Origin of the sequence: Hydrogenophaga sp. (assembly GCF_030656115.1) — a bacterium.
Lineage (GTDB): Bacteria > Pseudomonadota > Gammaproteobacteria > Burkholderiales > Burkholderiaceae_C > Hydrogenophaga.
Genome location: NZ_JAUSOO010000121.1, coordinates 44,514 through 61,671, shown reverse-complemented (window position 1 = coordinate 61,671; position 17,158 = coordinate 44,514). Strand labels below are relative to the sequence as shown.

The 17,158-nt window shown below is 67.9% G+C and carries 17 protein-coding genes; 11 read left to right on the top strand and 6 right to left on the bottom strand.

Going from position 1 to position 17,158, the window contains the following annotated elements; all coding sequences use genetic code 11:
• The first annotated feature begins 129 nt into the window (after positions 1-129).
• The 11 genes from Q7J58_RS14885 to Q7J58_RS14835 all read left to right on the top strand — a co-directional run bounded on the left by Q7J58_RS14885 (position 130) and on the right by Q7J58_RS14835 (position 11,386).
• A complete protein-coding gene (locus Q7J58_RS14885) occupies positions 130-2,127 on the top strand; it encodes an ABC transporter ATP-binding protein (RefSeq protein WP_304829622.1) in 1,998 nt (665 codons plus the stop codon).
• Positions 2,128-2,134: 7 nt separating this feature from the next.
• The gene (locus Q7J58_RS14880; RefSeq protein WP_304829619.1) at positions 2,135-3,088 is read left to right on the top strand and encodes an ABC transporter permease; all 954 of its coding nucleotides are present in this window, start codon (positions 2,135-2,137) and stop codon (positions 3,086-3,088) included.
• A gap of 10 nt (positions 3,089-3,098) precedes the next feature.
• Entirely contained in the window at positions 3,099-4,010 is a 912-nt protein-coding gene (locus Q7J58_RS14875) for an ABC transporter permease (protein ID WP_304829616.1), read from the top strand.
• Between the two features lie 60 nt (positions 4,011-4,070).
• The gene (locus Q7J58_RS14870; RefSeq protein WP_304829613.1) at positions 4,071-4,763 is read left to right on the top strand and encodes an RraA family protein; all 693 of its coding nucleotides are present in this window, start codon (positions 4,071-4,073) and stop codon (positions 4,761-4,763) included.
• A gap of 10 nt (positions 4,764-4,773) precedes the next feature.
• Positions 4,774-5,430 carry an RraA family protein gene (locus tag Q7J58_RS14865; RefSeq protein WP_304829610.1) on the top strand — a complete coding sequence of 219 codons (657 nt, stop codon included), beginning with the start codon at positions 4,774-4,776 and terminating at the stop codon, positions 5,428-5,430.
• Between the two features lie 47 nt (positions 5,431-5,477).
• On the top strand, positions 5,478-6,098 hold the full coding sequence (locus Q7J58_RS14860) for an RraA family protein (RefSeq protein WP_304829681.1): 621 nt from the start codon (positions 5,478-5,480) through the stop codon (positions 6,096-6,098).
• A gap of 63 nt (positions 6,099-6,161) precedes the next feature.
• Positions 6,162-7,154: a hypothetical protein gene (locus Q7J58_RS14855; protein WP_304829607.1), complete on the top strand. Its 993-nt coding sequence runs from the start codon at positions 6,162-6,164 to the stop codon at positions 7,152-7,154.
• A 62-nt stretch (positions 7,155-7,216) separates the two neighbouring features.
• On the top strand, positions 7,217-8,215 hold the full coding sequence (locus Q7J58_RS14850; RefSeq protein WP_304829604.1) for an amidohydrolase family protein: 999 nt from the start codon (positions 7,217-7,219) through the stop codon (positions 8,213-8,215).
• A gap of 15 nt (positions 8,216-8,230) precedes the next feature.
• Positions 8,231-9,124 (top strand): fumarylacetoacetate hydrolase family protein, encoded by an 894-nt coding sequence (locus tag Q7J58_RS14845; RefSeq protein ID WP_304829601.1) that lies wholly within the window; start codon positions 8,231-8,233, stop codon positions 9,122-9,124.
• Positions 9,125-9,128: 4 nt separating this feature from the next.
• Positions 9,129-10,082 carry a cupin domain-containing protein gene (locus Q7J58_RS14840; protein ID WP_304829598.1) on the top strand — a complete coding sequence of 318 codons (954 nt, stop codon included), beginning with the start codon at positions 9,129-9,131 and terminating at the stop codon, positions 10,080-10,082.
• 113 nt (positions 10,083-10,195) lie between these two features.
• On the top strand, positions 10,196-11,386 hold the full coding sequence (locus Q7J58_RS14835) for an FAD-dependent monooxygenase (protein WP_304829595.1): 1,191 nt from the start codon (positions 10,196-10,198) through the stop codon (positions 11,384-11,386).
• A 51-nt stretch (positions 11,387-11,437) separates the two neighbouring features.
• On the opposite strand, the gene Q7J58_RS14830 is transcribed toward Q7J58_RS14835, so the two are convergent.
• From Q7J58_RS14830 to Q7J58_RS14805, 6 genes are read right to left on the bottom strand one after another with little or no spacing between them, the layout of a single operon-like run.
• The gene (locus Q7J58_RS14830; protein WP_304829592.1) at positions 11,438-12,163 is read right to left on the bottom strand and encodes a GntR family transcriptional regulator; all 726 of its coding nucleotides are present in this window, start codon (positions 12,161-12,163) and stop codon (positions 11,438-11,440) included.
• 9 nt (positions 12,164-12,172) lie between these two features.
• The gene (locus Q7J58_RS14825; RefSeq protein ID WP_304829589.1) at positions 12,173-12,853 is read right to left on the bottom strand and encodes an isochorismatase family cysteine hydrolase; all 681 of its coding nucleotides are present in this window, start codon (positions 12,851-12,853) and stop codon (positions 12,173-12,175) included.
• Positions 12,854-12,903: 50 nt separating this feature from the next.
• Positions 12,904-14,466, bottom strand: a complete 1,563-nt coding sequence (locus Q7J58_RS14820; protein ID WP_304829586.1) for an ABC transporter ATP-binding protein — start codon at positions 14,464-14,466, stop codon at positions 12,904-12,906.
• Entirely contained in the window at positions 14,463-15,152 is a 690-nt protein-coding gene (locus tag Q7J58_RS14815; RefSeq protein ID WP_304829583.1) for an isochorismatase family cysteine hydrolase, read from the bottom strand. Before Q7J58_RS14815 ends, Q7J58_RS14820 begins: the two co-directional genes overlap by 4 nt.
• Before the next feature lie 4 nt (positions 15,153-15,156).
• Positions 15,157-16,200: a formamidase gene (locus Q7J58_RS14810; RefSeq protein WP_304829580.1), complete on the bottom strand. Its 1,044-nt coding sequence runs from the start codon at positions 16,198-16,200 to the stop codon at positions 15,157-15,159.
• A gap of 10 nt (positions 16,201-16,210) precedes the next feature.
• On the bottom strand, positions 16,211-17,131 hold the full coding sequence (locus Q7J58_RS14805; protein WP_304829577.1) for an ABC transporter permease: 921 nt from the start codon (positions 17,129-17,131) through the stop codon (positions 16,211-16,213).
• Between the last annotated feature and the right edge of the window lie 27 nt (positions 17,132-17,158).

The following is a 17,158-nucleotide window of genomic DNA, read 5'->3' as shown; positions in this document are numbered from 1 at the left end:
CTGCCCTTCATGTTGAGCGTCACACCTACCACCATGCTGCAAGCCTCTGCGCCCCCGTGCCCGACGGTTGTCTCTCCCCTGGCCGGGGGAGATGCCGCGAGCTCATCACCCCTGCTGTCCGTGCACAACATGGAGGTTCGGTTCAGCACCGACCACGGCACCGTCGCGGCGGTGCGCGGGCTGACCTACGACGTGTACGCCGGTGAGATCCTGGCCATCGTGGGCGAATCGGGTTCGGGGAAATCCGTCACGTCGCTGGCCGTGACGCGCTTGTTGCCGGGCAACGCGACGGTGACGGCCGACGCGATACGGTTCGGCGGCATCGACCTGCAGTGCTTGACCGATGCCGAGATGCGCGCCCTGCGCGGGCCGGGCATCGGCATGATTTTCCAGGACCCGATGACCGCGCTCAACCCGGTGATGACGGTGGGCGACCAGCTGCTGGAGCCCCTGCGCCAGCACATGGGCCTGAACGCCCGCCAGGCGCGGGAACGGGCGCTGGAGCTGCTGATGCTGGTGGGCATTCCCGATGCGAAGACCCGCATCGACCACTACCCGCACCAGTTTTCTGGCGGCATGCGCCAGCGCGTGATGATCGCCATTGGTTTGTCGTGCAACCCCAAGCTGCTGATCGCGGACGAGCCGACCACGGCGCTGGATGTGACGATCCAGGCGCAGATCCTGGACCTGATGCAGGAACTCTGCCAGCGCCTGAACATTGCGCTGGTCATCATCACGCACAACCTGGGCGTGGTGGCCCGGTACGCCGATCGCGTGCTGGTGATGTACGGCGGCCAGATGCTGGAGCAGGGCACGGCCCACACCGTGTTCACCACCCCGCGGCATTTGTACACCGAGGGGCTGCTGGCCTCCGTGCCCACGCTGGAGCGTGCGTTGAGCGAGCGCCTGGAGGGCATTGAAGGCACGCCGCCCAACCCCTCGCACATGCCCCCGGGCTGCGCGTTTGCGCCGCGTTGCCGCCACGCACTGGCGGCCTGCGAAACCCCGGGCCCGCTGGTGTTGACCGATGTGGGCAGCCTCTCGGCCTGCGTGCGCGCGGCCGACATCGCGGCGGGGCGGGTGCACTGGGCACAGCCTTCGGTGGTGTCGGTGGCTCGGGCCGATCGGGTCGGCGAGCCCGTGCCGAGCGCGAAGGCCGAACCCCTGGTGTGCGTGCAAGGGCTGGAGAAGACCTACACGCTGAAGAAGGGTGTGCTGGGTGCGCGCCAGCAGGTCCACGCCCTGCGCGACGTCAGCCTGTCCATTGGCCGGCGCGAGACGGTGGGCGTGGTGGGTGAATCGGGCTGCGGCAAGTCCACGCTGGGCAAGCTGCTGCTGCGGCTGGAAGAGCCCACGGGCGGGCGGGTGCTGTTCCGGGGGGAAGACATCACGCACCTGGGCGACCGCGCGCTGCGCGGCTTTCGGCGCCACACGCAGGTCATCTTCCAGGACCCGTATTCGTCCCTGAACCCGCGCAAGCGCATTGGCCACATCCTGATGGAGCCGATGCTGGTGCACGGCATTGTGGCGAACCGGGACGAGGCGCGGGAGGACGCGCAACGCCTGCTGCGCGAGGTGGGCCTGCGCTCCGAACATGCGGAGCGCTTTGCGCACCAGCTCTCGGGCGGGCAGCGCCAGCGGGTGGCCATTGCACGGGCGCTGGCCATGCGCCCGGAGTTCATCGTCTGCGATGAAGCCGTGTCGGCGCTGGATGTCTCGGTGCAGGCCCAGGTGGTCAACCTGCTGACCGATCTGCAGGAGCGGTTGAACCTGTCTTACCTGTTCATCGGCCACGACCTGGCGGTGGTGCGCCAGATCGCGACCCGCGTGGTGGTGATGTACCTGGGGCGGGTGGTGGAGATCGCCGACCGGGACGACTTCTACCGGCAGCCCATGCACCCGTACTCGCAAGCCCTGATGGCAGCGGTGCCCAGCGTCGAGGCGCTGGGTTTGAAGACGCAGAAAAAATTTGAAATCCGGGGCGAGCCCCCCAGCCCCATGGCGCCGCCCTCGGGCTGTGCTTTCCGCACCCGTTGCGCGCTGGCCAGCGCCGATTGCGCAGACACCGTTCCGGAACTGCGCACGGTGGCCGTTGGGCGCCAGGTGGCTTGTCTGCGCGTTGCGTGAGGTTCGTATGCTGAAATTTCTTTTGCGCCGTTTCGTTCAGTTCGTCTTCACGCTGTTTTGCGTGGCCACGATCATCTTTTTCGCGCTGCGCGTGCTGCCCGGCGACCCGGTGGAGTTCAAGTACGTCAACGAAGGCGGGGTCATCAGCGCCGAGCAGTTGCAGGCCCAGCGCGAACGCTTCGGCTACGACCGGCCGCTGGCGCAGCAGTATGTGTCGTGGATCGGTGGCCTGACCCAGCTCGATCTGGGCACCTCGATCTGGAGCGAAAACCCGGTGAGTGAGGAGATCGGGGTGCGCTTCGGCATCACGATCCAGCTGGCCGTTCTCGCGCTGGTCATCGGGCTGCTGTTCGCGATACCGCTGGGCGTGATCGGTGCCCTCACCCGAGGCACCTGGATCGACCAGGTGGTGCGGGTGCTCACGGTGACGGGTCAGTCGGTGCCCAGCTTCTGGCTGGCCATGCTGATCCTGATGGCCTTGCTGCTGACGCTGGGCTGGATTCCCTCGATCGAGGCGGTGCAATTCCAGCAGCAGCCGTGGGAATACATCGGGCAGATCTTTTTCCCGGCGCTGGCCGTGGGTTGGCGCCTGTCTTCGGTCAATGCCCGGTTGTTGCGCTCCTCGCTGATCGAGGTGCTCTCGCAGGACTATGTGCGCACCGCGCACGCCAAGGGCGTTGCGCCGTCTCGCGTGGTCTGGCGCCATGCGCTGTCCAACGCGCTGCTGCCCACCGTGACGGTGATCGGCATCGAATTTGCCGGCCTGCTCGGTGGCCTGGTGGTGACCGAACAGGTTTTCAACATCAACGGCATCGGGCGCCTGCTGGTGCAGGCCATCAGCTTCAACGACCTGACCCTCATCCAGGGCCTGGTCATGCTGTTCGCCCTGATCTACGTGTCGGTCAGCTTTGTGGTGGACCTGGTCCAGGCACTGCTGGACCCCCGCATCCGCGTTCAATGAGCTGAGCACCATGTCCACTTTTTCAACCGCCACCACCGCCTCTGCAGCACGCCCGTCACATGCCCGCGTGGCACTCAAGGTGCTGGGCCGTTTCTGCCGCACGCAGCCGCTGGGCGCCCTGGCGCTGGCGCTGATCCTGACCATGCTGCTGGCGGGTTCCTTCGCCCCCCAGCTGGCGCCCTACGACCCGCTGTCCGCCAGCTTCACCGACGTGTTGCTGCCCCCCAGCGCCGAGCACTGGATGGGCACCGACAACTTCGGCCGCGACGTCTTTTCGCGCATCCTGCACGGCACGCGCCCGGCGCTGTTGCTCGGCATATCGACCGCGCTCATCGGCTCCCTGATCGGTGCGGCCCTGGGCACGGCATCGGCCTACTTCGGGGGCCGGATCGACGCCGTGCTGCAGCGCACCAACGATGTGTTGCTGTCGATTCCGCTGATCGTGGCGGCCCTGGTGGTGGTGTCGGTGCTCGGGCGCTGGGAGGTCGGTGGCATCGACATCAACCTGATGATCGCCATCACGCTGCCGTACATCCCGGTGATGGCGCGCGTGATGCGCACCGCCGCCCTGTCGGTGCGCCTGTCGCCCTACATCGATGCGGCGCGGGCGCTGGGCTTCTCCCACCTTCGCATCATGGTGCACCACATGCTGCCCAACCTGGTCTCGCCCTGGTTGGTCATGGTGAGCGCCTTCACGGCGCAGACCATCTTGCTGGAGGCATCGCTGTCGTTCCTGGGCGTGGGTGTGCACGAGCCCACACCGGCCTGGGGTTTGATGCTGGCGGGCGTCAGCGTGGAGACGTTCACGACAGCGCCCTGGGTGGTGCTGTTCCCGGGGCTGGCGATCAGCCTGACGGTCTTCTCCTTCAGCCTGCTGGGCGACGCGCTGCGCGATGCGCTCGACCCGCGCACCCGCCACTGAGCCGCCGCTGATCCGCAGCGAATCGGCCACACACTTTTTTTCAAACAGGTTTTGACACCCATGGGAACAACCTCTGTAAGCGATGACACCGTCGCACGGCTGAGCCACCTGGACGCCTGCGCGGTCTCGGACGCACTCGACCGGCTGGGCCTCGACGGCCAGGTGGCCCGCGGTCTGGAACAACGCTCCACCCAGCGCCGTCTGGTGGGCCGGGTGGTGACGTACCGGCTGGTGCCGGCTGGACAAGTGCCCCGCTCGGGCGGGCCGGTTCGCCACCTGGGCACCACGGCGATCGAGCGGGCCGCCCCCGGCGACGTGATCGTGGTCGAGCAGCGCACCGGCATCGACGCGGGTTGCTGGGGCGGCATTCTGTCGTTGGGCGCCAAGGTCAAGGGCATTGCCGGCGTGATTGCCGACGGACCGGTGCGCGACATCGACGAGGCGCGCGCCTACGCCCTGCCGGTGTTCTGCCGCAGCCTGACGGCGCGCACCGCGCGCGGCCGTGTCGAGGAAATCTCGGTGAACGAAGCGGTGTGCATTGGCGACGTGACCGTGCACCCCGGCGACTTCGTCATTGCCGATGGCAGCGGCGTCGTTTTTGTTCCGGCCGGGCACGCCCAAGCGGTGCTGGAGGCGGCAGAAAAGATTGCCGGGCGCGAAGCCGCCATGGCCAAGGACCTGCTGGCGGGACGCCCGATCACCGAGGTGATGGGGCGCGACTACGAATTCATGTTGCGGCCAGACGCCGCTTGAGGAGATCACGATGAACGACACCAACGTACAACGGGCTGCGCGCATGGACACGGCCACGCTCAGCGACGCGCTGGACCGCTGCGGCATCCAGGGCCAGTGCCACCGGATCCAGCCGCGCTCCACCGACTTCCGCATGGCCGGCCGCGCCTGGACGCTGCTGTACGGCCCGGCGGGACTGCCGGCGGGCACGGTGGGCGACTACATCGACGAAGTGCCTGAAGGCGCGGTGGTGGTGCTGGACAACGGCGGGCGCGACGACGCCACCGTCTGGGGCGACATCCTGACCGAGGTGGCGCACCGCAAGGGCGTGGCCGGGACCGTGATCGACGGCGTGAACCGCGACGTGGCCCTGTGCCTGGAACTGGGTTATCCGGTGTACAGCCTGGCCAGCTATATGCGCACCGGCAAAGACCGCGTGCAGGTCGAGGCGACGCAGGTGCCCGTGACCATCGGCGGCGCGCGCGTGGCGCCGGGCGACATCGTGCGCGGCGATGCCGACGGCGTGGTGGTGATTCCCCAGGCGCACGAAGAAACCGTGCTCGCGGCGGCCGAGGCGATTGAACAGGCCGAGGACGCCATCCGGGCGGCCGTGCGCGCGGGCAGCAGCCTGCGCGAGGCGCGCAGCCAACTCGGCTACCACCGGCTGCAGACCCGGGAGGCCTCATGAACCCGGCGAGCGATGCGTTTGTGCGGCTGCCCACCGTGCGCACCGAGATGGAGCGCGTTGCGCCGCCGTGGGTGGCCCGCGCCGCGAAGCTGCCCACGGCCACCTTGCACGAGGCCGGCGGGCGCATCGGGGTGCTGCCGCCCCAGATCAAACCGGTGGGGCGTTCGATGCGCCTGAGCGGACCGGTGGTGACGGTGCACTCCCCCGGTGGCGACAACCTCTGGCTGCACCGCGCGCTGTACGTGGCGCAAGCCGGCGATGTGTTGCTGGTGCATGTCAGCGGTGCGCCGGCGTACGGCTACTGGGGCGAGATCATGTCCACCGCGGCCCGGCACCGGGGGCTGGCCGGCTTGGTGATCGACGGCTGCGTGCGCGATGCCGACTTGCTGGAAGACATCGGCTTCCCGGTGTTTGCGGCGGGCCTGTGCATCCGGGGCACGGGCAAGGACCACCAGGCGCGCGGCTGGATCAATTTTCCGCTGCGCCTGGACGAGCTCACGGTCCACGCGGGCGATCTCATCGTCGGCGACCGGGACGGCCTGGTGGCGGTGCCGCGCGAAAGCGCCCCCGCCGTGGTGGCGGCCGCGGAGCAGCGCGAAGCCACAGAGGCGGGTGTGCTGCAGCGCATCGCGGCGGGTGAGAGAACCCTTGAGGTCTACCACTTCTGAGGCGCACGGGCCGCTTTCAAACCCAACCAACACAGCAACCAACACAACAACACAGGAGCAGACATGGCGCGCATCACCCTGGGCATTGGCACCTCTCACAGCCCGATCCTGGTTCTCGGCGGCGAACGCTGGGAAGAGCGTTCGCACGACGACCGCCGCAACAAATCGCTGTACACGCTGGATGGCCGCAAGCTGTCCTACGACGAACTGGTGGCCGAGCGCGGCGAACCCTACACAGCGGAAAGCGACCCGGCCCGGTTCCCGGTGCTCGCCCGCCAGGCCGAGGCGGCGCTGGACCAGCTGGAGGCCCTTCTGGTGGAGGCCCGGCCGGACATTGTGCTGGTGGTGGGCGACGACCAGGACGAGCTGTTCGGCTTCGACAACCTGCCGGCCATTTCGGTCTACCGGGGCGAAGAAGTCGTCATGAAGGAAATGGACCAGCACCCGCGCCTGACCTGGGCCGACAAGTCTTTCTGGGCCGGCTACGCGATGGACCTGCCGCGGCGCTTTCCCGGTGCGCCCCGGCTGGCCGACGACCTGATCAAGAGCCTGGTCCACCAGGGCATTGACGTGGCCTGCAGCAACGGCGTGCCGAACCCGGAACAGCGCGCCTTCGGGCACGCCTACGGGTTCATCTACCAGCGGCTGATGAAGAAGCTGCAGGTGCCGATGTTGCCGGTGCTGATCAACACCTATTTCCCACCCAACAACCCGACCGCAGCGCGCTGCTTTCACCTGGGCTCGTGCATCGCACACGCGCTGGCGGCTTCGCCGGTGGAGGCCAATGTGGCCATCGTCGCTTCGGGCGGCCTGAGCCACTTCTTGTGCGAGGAAACGTTCGACCGCCGCGTGCTCGACGCCATGAAGCGGCGCGACATGCGCACGCTGTGCGAGATCCCGCAGGAAGCCCTGTGTTCGGGCACCTCCGAGACGCGCAACTGGATCGCCCTGGCCGGCGCCACCAGCCACCTGCGTTGTGTGTACGACGAATACATCCCGGTCTACCGCACGCCCGCCGGCACAGGCATTGGCCTGGGCTTTGCTGCCTGGCGCTGAGGCCGGCGCCACACCGAAACCCGTCACGCATTTTTTCAACCCTTTGACCACCCACCACTGCCATGATCATTGATTGCCACGGCCACGTCAGCCCCCCCGCAGACCTCTGGGTCTACAAAGCCAACCTGTTGTCGCACCTGGGCGCGCACGGGCGCCGCATGCCCGAGGTCAGCGACGAAGACATCCTGCGCTCGGCCAACAAAAAGGAAATGGGCCCCTGCGGCCATGTGGACATGCTGGACCGGGTGGGGACGGACATGCAGATGATTTCGCCCCGGCCGTTCCAGATGATGCACAGCGCCAAACCCGGCAAGCTGGTGCACTGGTTCACCGAAGAAACCAACAACATCATTGCCCGAACCGTGAAGCTGATTCCCGGGCGTTTTGTGCCCGTGGCCGGCCTGCCCCAGGTGGCGGGCGACCCCATCGAAGGCGTGCTGCCCGAGCTGGAGCGCTGCGTCCAGATGGGTTTTCGGGGTGCGCTGCTGAACCCCGATCCTTTTGAAAACACCGGCACCGAAGCCCCGCCGCTGGGCGACCGCTACTGGTATCCGCTGTACGAAAAACTGTGCGAACTGGACGTGCCCATGCACATCCACGCCACCGGCTCGCACTCGCCGCGCAGCCCCTACACGCTGCACTTCATCAACGAGGAGTCGATTGCCGTCTACGGCCTGGTGCATTCCGATGTGTTCAAGGACTTCCCCCACCTGAAGGTGATCTGCTCGCACGGCGGCGGCTCCATCCCGTACCAGATCGGGCGCTTCCAGTCGAGCGCCGGGCGCCGGGGTCTGGACTTTCTGGACGGCATGCGCAACCTGTACTACGACACCGTGCTGTACACCGAGGAGTCGCTGCGCCTGCTGATCAAGACCGTGGGCGCGGACCGCTGCCTGTTCGGCTCCGAGTGCCCGGGCGTGGGCTCGACCATCGACCCCAGCACCGGGCGCCTGCGCGACGACGTGCGCCCGGTGATTGAGAGCTTCGACTGGCTCAGCGCCGACGAGAAGCGAATGATCTTCGAGGGCAACGCCCGCCACGTGTTCGGCCTGAAGGTCTGAAGAAAGGTCTGCACCATGAAAATTGCCCGTTTCAACGAAGGTCGCATCGGCATCGCCGTGGACGACGCCCACCTGGTTGACATCACCGAGCTCATCGGTGAAGACGCAGCCGCCTGGCCCCCGGTGGGCACGGTGCGGCTGATCGCCCGCTTTGACGCGCTGCGCCCGGTCATCGAAGCCGCCCTGCCCGCGCTGCCGCGCATTCCCCTGGCCGGGGTGAAGCTGCTCACCCCGGTGCCGTGGCCGAACAAGGTCATCGCCTACCCGGTGAACTACCACGACCACGGCCGCGAGATGCAGGCCGGCTACCGCGCCGACGTGCAGGGCTTCTTCCTCAAGCCCAACTCGTCGCTGTCGGGCGCCAGCGAACCCGTGGTGCTGCCCCACCTGCCCACGCGCGAAGTGCACCACGAAGCCGAGCTGGGCATCGTCATCGGCCAGGGCGGGCGGGACATCCCGCGCGCGAACTGGCAGGCGCATGTGTTCGGCTACGCCTGCCTGATGGACATGGTGGTGCGCGGCCGCGAAGAGCGCGTGTTTCGCAAGGCCTACGACAGCTTCTGCCCGGTCGGTCCGTGGGTCGTGACCGCCGACGAGGTGGGCGATCCGACCCAGCTGGAAATGAAGCTGTGGGTCAACGGCGAGCTGCGCCAACACGCCAACACGCGCGACCTGGTGCTGGACATTCCGGGCATGGTCGAGATGGCGTCGGCCGTCATGACGCTCTACCCCGGCGACATCATCGCCACCGGCACGCCCGCGGGCGTGGCGCAAATCCGCGACGGCGACCAGGTGCGCATGACCATCGACCGCGTGGGCGAGATGACGGTGCGCGTGGTGCAGGGCAGCGGTGGCGCCACGTCGGTGTTCGACAAGCCCTACACCCCCGACATCATCAAACAAAGGTGAGGCCATGAAAGACCTGGATTCCCTCTACGCCGCGATCGACGCCCTCAGCCTCGAAGGCGGCTGGCACCGCAAGACGCCGTCGCTGTGGCCCGAGCCGCGCAAGAACTTCCTGCCCTACCTCTGGCGCTACGCGCAGGTCAAGCCGATCCTGGAAGCGGCCGGGCACCTGGTGGACCACGCCATGGCCGACCGCCGCAACCTGACCATGACCAACCCGGTGGCCGGCAACCTGTACGCCACGGCGCGCACCATGGTCGCGGCCTACCAGTCGATACGGCCGGGCGAATGCGCCCTCGCACACCGCCACACGCCCAACGCGCTGCGCATCATTCTGGAAGGCCACGGCTGCTACACCACGGTGAACGGCACCCGGGTGGAGATGCGGCCCGGCGACGTGCTGCTGACGCCCAGCTGGAACTGGCACGCGCACGAAAGCGTGGGCACCGACGAGTGTTTCTGGGTCGATGTGCTGGACGTGCCGCTGGTGCACCTGCTGGAGCCGATGTTCTTTGAGCGGCACCCGGACCAGCTGGAGTCCGAGATCCACAACGTGGCCGAATGCCCGCTGGCCTGCCGCTGGGAAGACTCGCTGCGCCGCCTGGACAGCGCCCCGCGGCAGACCGGCGCGATGGCGGAGCAGGAGGTGGAGCTGGGCACGCCCACGCCCGCCCTCAAGACCATGGCGGTGCACGCGCAGCGCCTGTCGGCGGGTTGCGTCACGCCGGTGCACCAGAGCACGGCCAACGCCATCTTCACCGTCATTGAAGGCAGCGGCACCACCGTGGTGGACGGGCAGGCACTGGACTGGCAGCGCGGCGATGTGTTCGTCGTCCCCGCCTGGCGCACGCACCAGCACCGGGTGTCGGAGCGCACGCACCTGATCCGGGTCAGCGACGAACCGGTCATGCAAGCGTTCGACTTTTTGTTCAAACAGAACACGCCCGCGTCTGCGCCCTGAACCCAGACGCTGTTGAAACAGGCTGTCTTGCCCCCTGGCCCTCTGGGCCCCCAGGTGCGCAAGGCTCCATTCCGTAAGCCGGACCGCCAGGGTCCCAGACACAGAGGTACGACATGAAGGTATTGATTGCAGGTGGTGGCATTGGTGGGTTGGCCGCGGCGGCCGCGCTGCTGCAGCGCGGCGTGGACGTCGAGGTCTACGAGCAGGCGTCCGAGCTCAAGGAGGTGGGGGCCGGTATCCAGATCAGCCCCAACGGCAACAAGGTGCTCGACGCGCTGGGGGTTTTTCAGACCTTGAAAAGCCTCTCCTGCGACCCGGAGCGCAAAGAATTTCGCCTGTGGAACAGCGGCAAACCCTGGCCCATGTTCACGCTGGGCAAGTCGGTCATTGAAAAGTACGGCTATCCGTACCTGACGGTGTACCGGCCCGATCTGCACCAGACCCTGGCCGATCGCGTGCGCGCCCTCAAACCCGACGCCATTCACCTGAGCAGCGGGGCGGCGGGCTGTGAACAGAGCGCAGCGGGCGTCACGCTGGTGTTGCGCGACGGCCGGCGCGTGGCGGGAGACGTGTTGATCGGCGCGGACGGCGTGCGCTCGGTGGTGCGCAACACCTTGTGGGGGCCCACAGACCCCGGGTTCTCGGGCATGGTGGCCTGGCGCGGCCTCATTCCCATGGAGAACCTGCCCGAGCACATGCGGGGTTCCGTCGGCACCACCTGGATCGGGCCCGGTGGACACGCGGTGACGTATCCGCTGCACCACGCAACGATCATGAACTTCGTCGCCACCATCGAGGGCAAGACCTGGACCGCCGCCACGGGTTCGGAGCTGGGCACCACCGAGGAATGCCTGGCCGATTTCGCGGGCTGGCACCCGGAGGTTCAGATGCTGATCCGCCAGAGTCCGAGCCTGATCAAGTGGGCCCTGATGCAGCGCGACCCGATTCCGGCCTGGACCCAGGGACGCATCACCCTGCTGGGAGACGCCGCCCACGCCACCTTGCCGTTTCTGGCCCAGGGCGCGGTGCACTCGATCGAAGACGGCATGGTGCTGGCGCGTTGCCTGGAAGGCCAGACCACCGAGCAGGCCGCGGCGGCGTTGCAGCGCTACGAGTCCGCGCGCATCGATCGAACCAGCCGCATGGTGCGCGGCGCGACCGCCAACACCGAGCGCTTTCACAGCCGCGAGCTGGCCACCGAGGTGTCGGCCGAGCGGTACCTGGGCCAGGAGTGGAGCGCCGCGCCCATCTTTGAGCGCTACGACTGGCTCTACCGCTACGACGCCAACACGGCGAGCCTCTGAGGCTGAGCGCCCCCACAGCAACAACGTGCGGCCCGGCCGGCACGTTGTTGCTCAGGCCGCTGGCGCCACCTGCTGCGCGAGAAAGACCTGGTGCAGCGTGATCTTTCGCACCTCGACCTGGCTCGACTGGATGTGTGAGCGCAGCAGCAGTTCTGCGCGGTCGGCCTTGCGCGCGATGATGGCGCGCAGGATCTTGGCGTGCTCATCGTAGGTGGCGTCGATGCGCATCTGCTTCAAAAAATCGAGCCGGCGGATGATGCGGATGCGTTCGGTCACCTCGTGGTGCACGCGCGCCATCTCGGCATTGCCGGCGGCCTCCACCAGCGTTTCGTGAAACGCTTCGTCCCAGGCGGCCACCTCGGTGGCGTCGCTGCTGCGCTCGCCCGCCGTCACCAGCCAGCGTTCCTTCAGCCCATCGAGCAGGGGCGACGCATCGGCCGCCGCCTGCAGACACAGGCGCTGCGCCGCGGTGGTTTCCAGCACCATGCGCAGATCGTAGAGCTGGTCAAATTTGTCGAAGTCAAACGGCAGCACGCGCCAGCCGCTGCGGAACATCACCTCGACCAGCCCCTCCTGCTGCAGGCGAAAAAGCGCCTGCCGCACCGGGGTGCGAGAGACCGCCAGGCGGTTGCAGATGTCGTGCTCGCTGAAACGGTCCCCGGGCACCAACCGGAAGTCGGCGATGTCTTTCTTGAGCTGCGTGTAGACCTCCTCAGCACGTGAGGGCTGCGATGGCGAGGACTTGACGGATTTGATGCGGGTATGGGTATTGAGCACGTGGAAACTTTAGCAGTTTTGCTTGTCGTGGGCCTGAAGTGCGGCCACCACAGAAGCACCCCACCCCGTCCAGCCGATGATGCCTCCCTGGGCCCGGAGCATGTCGACCGCAGCGGTCTTGAAATGCGGGAAGTAGCTCTCGGTGCAGTCCTCCAGCAACAGGCAGTCGTAGCCCCGGTCGTTGGCTTCCCGCATGCTCGTCTGCACGCACACCTCGGTGGTCACGCCCATGAACAGCAGGTGGCTGATCCCGGCTTGCTGCAGCTTTTCGTGCAGACCGGTGGCGTAGAACGCGCCTTTGCCGGGTTTGTCGATCACCCACTCGCCCGGCACGGGGGCGAGCGCAGGCACGATCTGGTTGCCCGGCTCGCCCGCCACCAGAATGCGCCCCATGGGCCCCATGTCGCCGATGCGCAGCGAGGGGTTGCCGCGCAAGCGCTTGGACGGCGGGCAGTCGGACAGATCGGCCGCATGCGCCTCGCGCGTGTGCACCACCAGCCCGCCAGCGTTTCGCCAGGCCTGCAGCACGGCCTGGCAGGCGGGCACGATGGCTTCGAGCAGCGCCACATCGTTGCCCAGGGTTTCCCCAAAGCCCCCGGGCTCGATGAAGTCGCGCTGCATGTCGATGATGACCAGGGCGGTGTGCGCCAGATCGCATGTGTAGGGGAAGGGTTGGGCGTCTATGTGCATGGGTTGTGGGTGTGGGTCGGTTGATCGGTTGTGGGGCGGCCGGCGCTGCGTCAATGGCCGCCGCCCATGTGGGCCCCCAGGGTCTGTCGGTTGGCCCCGGGGCCGGGCGTCTCGAACACGATGCGACCCTCGCTCATCACCACGATGCGGTCGGCCAGCTCCAGCAGTTCGTCCAGGTCCTCGCTGATCAGCAGCACCGCGCCGCCCCGGTCGCGCACGCCGCGCAGCCGGGTGTGGATTTCCCTGACCGCCGCGAAGTCCAGGCCGAACACCGGGTTGGCCGCGATCAGCACGTTGATGTCGCCGTGCAGCTCGCGCGCCAGCACCGCGCGCTGCACGTTGCCGCCCGAGAGGCTGCGGATGGGAGCGTCCTCGCCCTGGGTCTTGATGCCGTAGCCGGCGATCCATTCGCGTGCGCGGCTGCGCCACTGGCCGAAGCGCAGGCGGCCCCCGCTGCACAGCGGCGCGCGGTCGAAGTCGCGCAAGGCCATGTTTTCGGCCACCGACAGGTCGCCCACGCAGGCGTTGCGCAGCGGTTCTTCGGGCAGGCTGCGCACCTTCAGGCGGTGGTTCTCCTCGCGCCGCGCGGCGTAGGGCTGGCCCTGCACCGTCACCGTGCCGGCGGCGCGGGGACGCTGGCCCACCAGCGCCTCCACCAGCTCGCGCTGGCCGTTGCCCGACACGCCGGCCACGCCCAGAATCTCGCCGCTGGCCACGGCCAGGCTCAGGTCCTGCACGGCCAGCGTGCCGCGGTCGCCCATCACCTGCAGGCCCTGGACCGCGAGCGACTCCGCGCCGCGGGCCGGGGCGTCGGTTCGGGCCGCCGGCTCGACACTGTCTGCGCTTTCGGCCGCGCCGCCCACCATGGCCTGCGCCAGCAGCGCCGGCGTGGTGCCGGCCACGGCGCAGTGGTGCACCGCCTGGCCACGGCGCAACACCGTCACGTCGTCGGCGTAGGCCATCACCTCGCGGAACTTGTGCGTGATGATCAGCACCGTGCACTGGCCGCTGCGCGCGAACTCGCGCACATGGCCCAGCACCTCGTCGGCCTCCTGCGGTGTGAGCACCGAGGTGGGTTCGTCCAGGATCAGCAGGCGGGGTTTCAGGTAGAGCTGCTTGAGCAGCTCCAGCTTCTGCTTTTCGCCGGCGGCCAGTTCCTGCGGGCGCGCGTCCAGGTCGAGCTGGAAGGGCGTGGTTTTCAGAAACTGGGCCAGCCCCGCACGCTGCTGCTTCCAGTGAATCACCGACGGTGTCTGGCCCCCAGCAAGCAGCAGGTTCTCGGCCACCGTCATGCCCGGCGCCAGCGTGAAGTGCTGGTAGACCATGCCGATGCCCAGGGTGCGCGCGACCACCGGGTTGGGAATGGCCTGTTCGCGCCCGTCGATCAGGATGCTGCCCGAGGTGGGCCGCTGGAAGCCGGCCACGCACTTCACCAGCGTGCTCTTGCCGGCGCCGTTTTCGCCCAGCAGGGCGTGCACCGTGCCCGGCGCGACCTTCATGCTCACGCCCTGCAGCGCGTGGAAGCTGCCAAAGCGCATGCCCATGTCGTAGGTGTCCAGCGCCAGTGCGCCGGTGCCGGGCGGCAGGCCGCCGATGGGAGCGTTGTCGTTCATGTCAATGCGTCCAGAACAGCGGTTGAAAGGGCGTGCGCGCCGAACACGCCGCCCTGCATGGTGATCATCTTCAGCGCGGCCTCGTGGTTGCCCCGGTCGGTGGCGGCGGTGCAGTCCGACAGCAGCAGGCATTCGAAGCCGCGGTCGTTGGCGTCGCGCATGGTGGTGTGCACGCACACGTCGGTGGTGATGCCCGCGAGCAGCAGGTTGCTGATGCCACGCGTGCGCAGCAGCAGCTCCAGGTCGGTGGCGTAGAACGAGCCCTTGCCCGGCTTGTCGATCACCACCTCGCCCGGCAGCGGCGCGAGTTCGGGGATCAGCTCCCAGCCCGGTTCGCCGCGCACCAGGATGCGCCCGCAGGGCCCGTCGTCGCCAATGCCCACGCCGCCGGTGCCGATCTGGCGCGAGCGCCAGCGCTTGTTGGCTGGCAGGTCCGAGAGGTCGGGCCGGTGGCCTTCGCGGGTGTGCATGACCGTGTAGCCGGCGCTGCGCATCGCAGCCATCAGCGTTTGCAGTGGCGCGATGGGCGCTCGCGTGAGCGAGATGTCGTAACCCATCTGGTCCACGTAACCGCCGATGCCGCAGAAGTCGGTCTGCATGTCGATCACGATCAGCGCGGTGTTCTCGGGCCGCAGGTCGCCGTTGTAGGGCCAGGCGTAGGGGTGGGCGTCGATGAAGCGTTCCATGGCGTCAAGCGGCTTTCTTCAGGGTGATCACCGCCGAATCCGGCATCAGCGGGTGCGTCTCCGGGCCTTTGTACGAGCGTGTGGGTGCATCGAACCCGCAGGGCGTGCCGTCGGTCACGTCCACCTGCCAGGGCAGCCGGTAGGTGCCGGCGGCCATGTCGTGCATGTAGGTGTAGGGGCAGTCCTGCGCGCCGCCCTTCACCGCCACATAGCCCCGGTGGTAGAGCTGGTAAATGTTGTTTTCCACGCCCCAGCCCTGGCGCGCCTCGCGCACCAGATCGGGCCGGAGTTCGGCGGTGATGATTTCGTCCACCCGCCCGCCGCCCTCGGCGATCACGGTGCCGTCGAAGCTGCAGAACATGCCCTCGCCCATGGAGTCGAACGTGCCGTCGCTGCCGCACAGGCAGACGCTGGCGGTGATGGCCAGGTTCTGGAAGGCGTTGGCCTGGTTGGTGATCTTCCAGGCGTGGCGGATGGGCGCGGTGTAGCCGGCGGTGCGCAGGATGATTTCCGCGCCTTTGTACGCCGCCTCGCGCGCCATCTCGGGGAACATGCCGTCGTGGCAGATGATGAGCGAGAGTTTGCTGCCGTTCGGGCCGTCGCACACCGGCACGCCGAGGTTGCCGGGTTCCCAGGGTTCCACCGGCACCCAGGGGTGCAACTTGCGGTAGTAGAGCCGGATGGCACCGGTGTCGTCGATGATGAGGCCGCTGTTGTACGGGCAACCGCCGGGGTTGGTCTCCATGATGGAAAAGCAGCCCCAGATGTGGTGGTCCACACAGGCCTGCCGGAAGGCCGCCACCTCCGGGCCGTCGAGCGAAACCATGAGCTCGGGCGCCGTGCTCATGGAGAGGCCGTGCAGCGCGTACTCGGGGAACACCACCAGGTCCATCGTGCCCTGGTTGCGCCGCGCCTTGCCCACCAGGTCGCAAATGCGCTGCGTCTGTGCCGCGAGCTGCGCCGGCGTGTCCACCACCGGCAACTGCAGCTGCACCAGGCCCACGACCACGCCGTGCTTCGATTTGTTGAGTCCGCCGAGTCCGCTCATGTTCTTGCTCCTAGCGTGTTGATGAAAGTTCGCCCGGACTGCCCGGCACGACCACGCCGGGGCGGCAGGTGATCACCAGGATCAGCAGCGTGAGCACATAGGGCACGATGTTGAACAGGTGGTAACCCCAGCCGATGCCGACCGACTGCAGCGCCGGGCCGATGGCGCCCGCGCCGCCGAACAGCAGGGCCGCGCCGACGCAGCGCAGGGGGCTCCAGCGCGCGAAGATCACCAGCGCCACGGCGATCAGACCCTGGCCGCTGGAGATGCCTTCGTTCCAGCTGCCGGGGTAGAACAGCGTGAGCGAAGCGCCGCCCAGGCCGGCGATGAAACCACCCGCCGCGGTGGCGGCGATGCGGATGCCCGAGACCGAATAGCCCAGCGCGCGCGTGGCGTTGGCCGAATCGCCGGCCAGGCGCACCAGCAGACCGAGGCGCGTGTTGGCGAACGCCCACCACAACAGAACCGCCATGAGCAGCCCGAGCGGCAGCAGCGCGTTGACCTCCAGCGCCGAGCGCACGGCGGGCGAGTCGCTCCAGCCGCCCAGCGACAGCGCGGGCAGTTGCGGCGCCTGCGGCTGGATCAGCGGCTTGCCGAGGTAGAACGCCAGGCCCATGCCCAGCAGCATGAGCGCGATGCCGGTGGCCACATCGTTGACGCGCGGCAGCGAGCACAGCAGACCGTGCAGCGTGGCCAGCAGCGCACCGGCCACCGCGCCGGCCAGCACGCCGACCCAGGGCGAACCGCTGAGGTACGACGCGCCGAAAGCCGTCATGGCCGAGAGCACGAGCACGCCTTCGAGGCCGAGGTTGATGCGGCCCGACTTTTCGGTCAGGCACTCGCCCAGGCTCACGAACAGGAAGGGCACGCCCACGCGCAACGCGCCACCGACGATGCCGGAGAGGAAGATGATGAGTTGGTCTGCGGTCATTCGAAATCCTCCATGCTTCGCACTGCG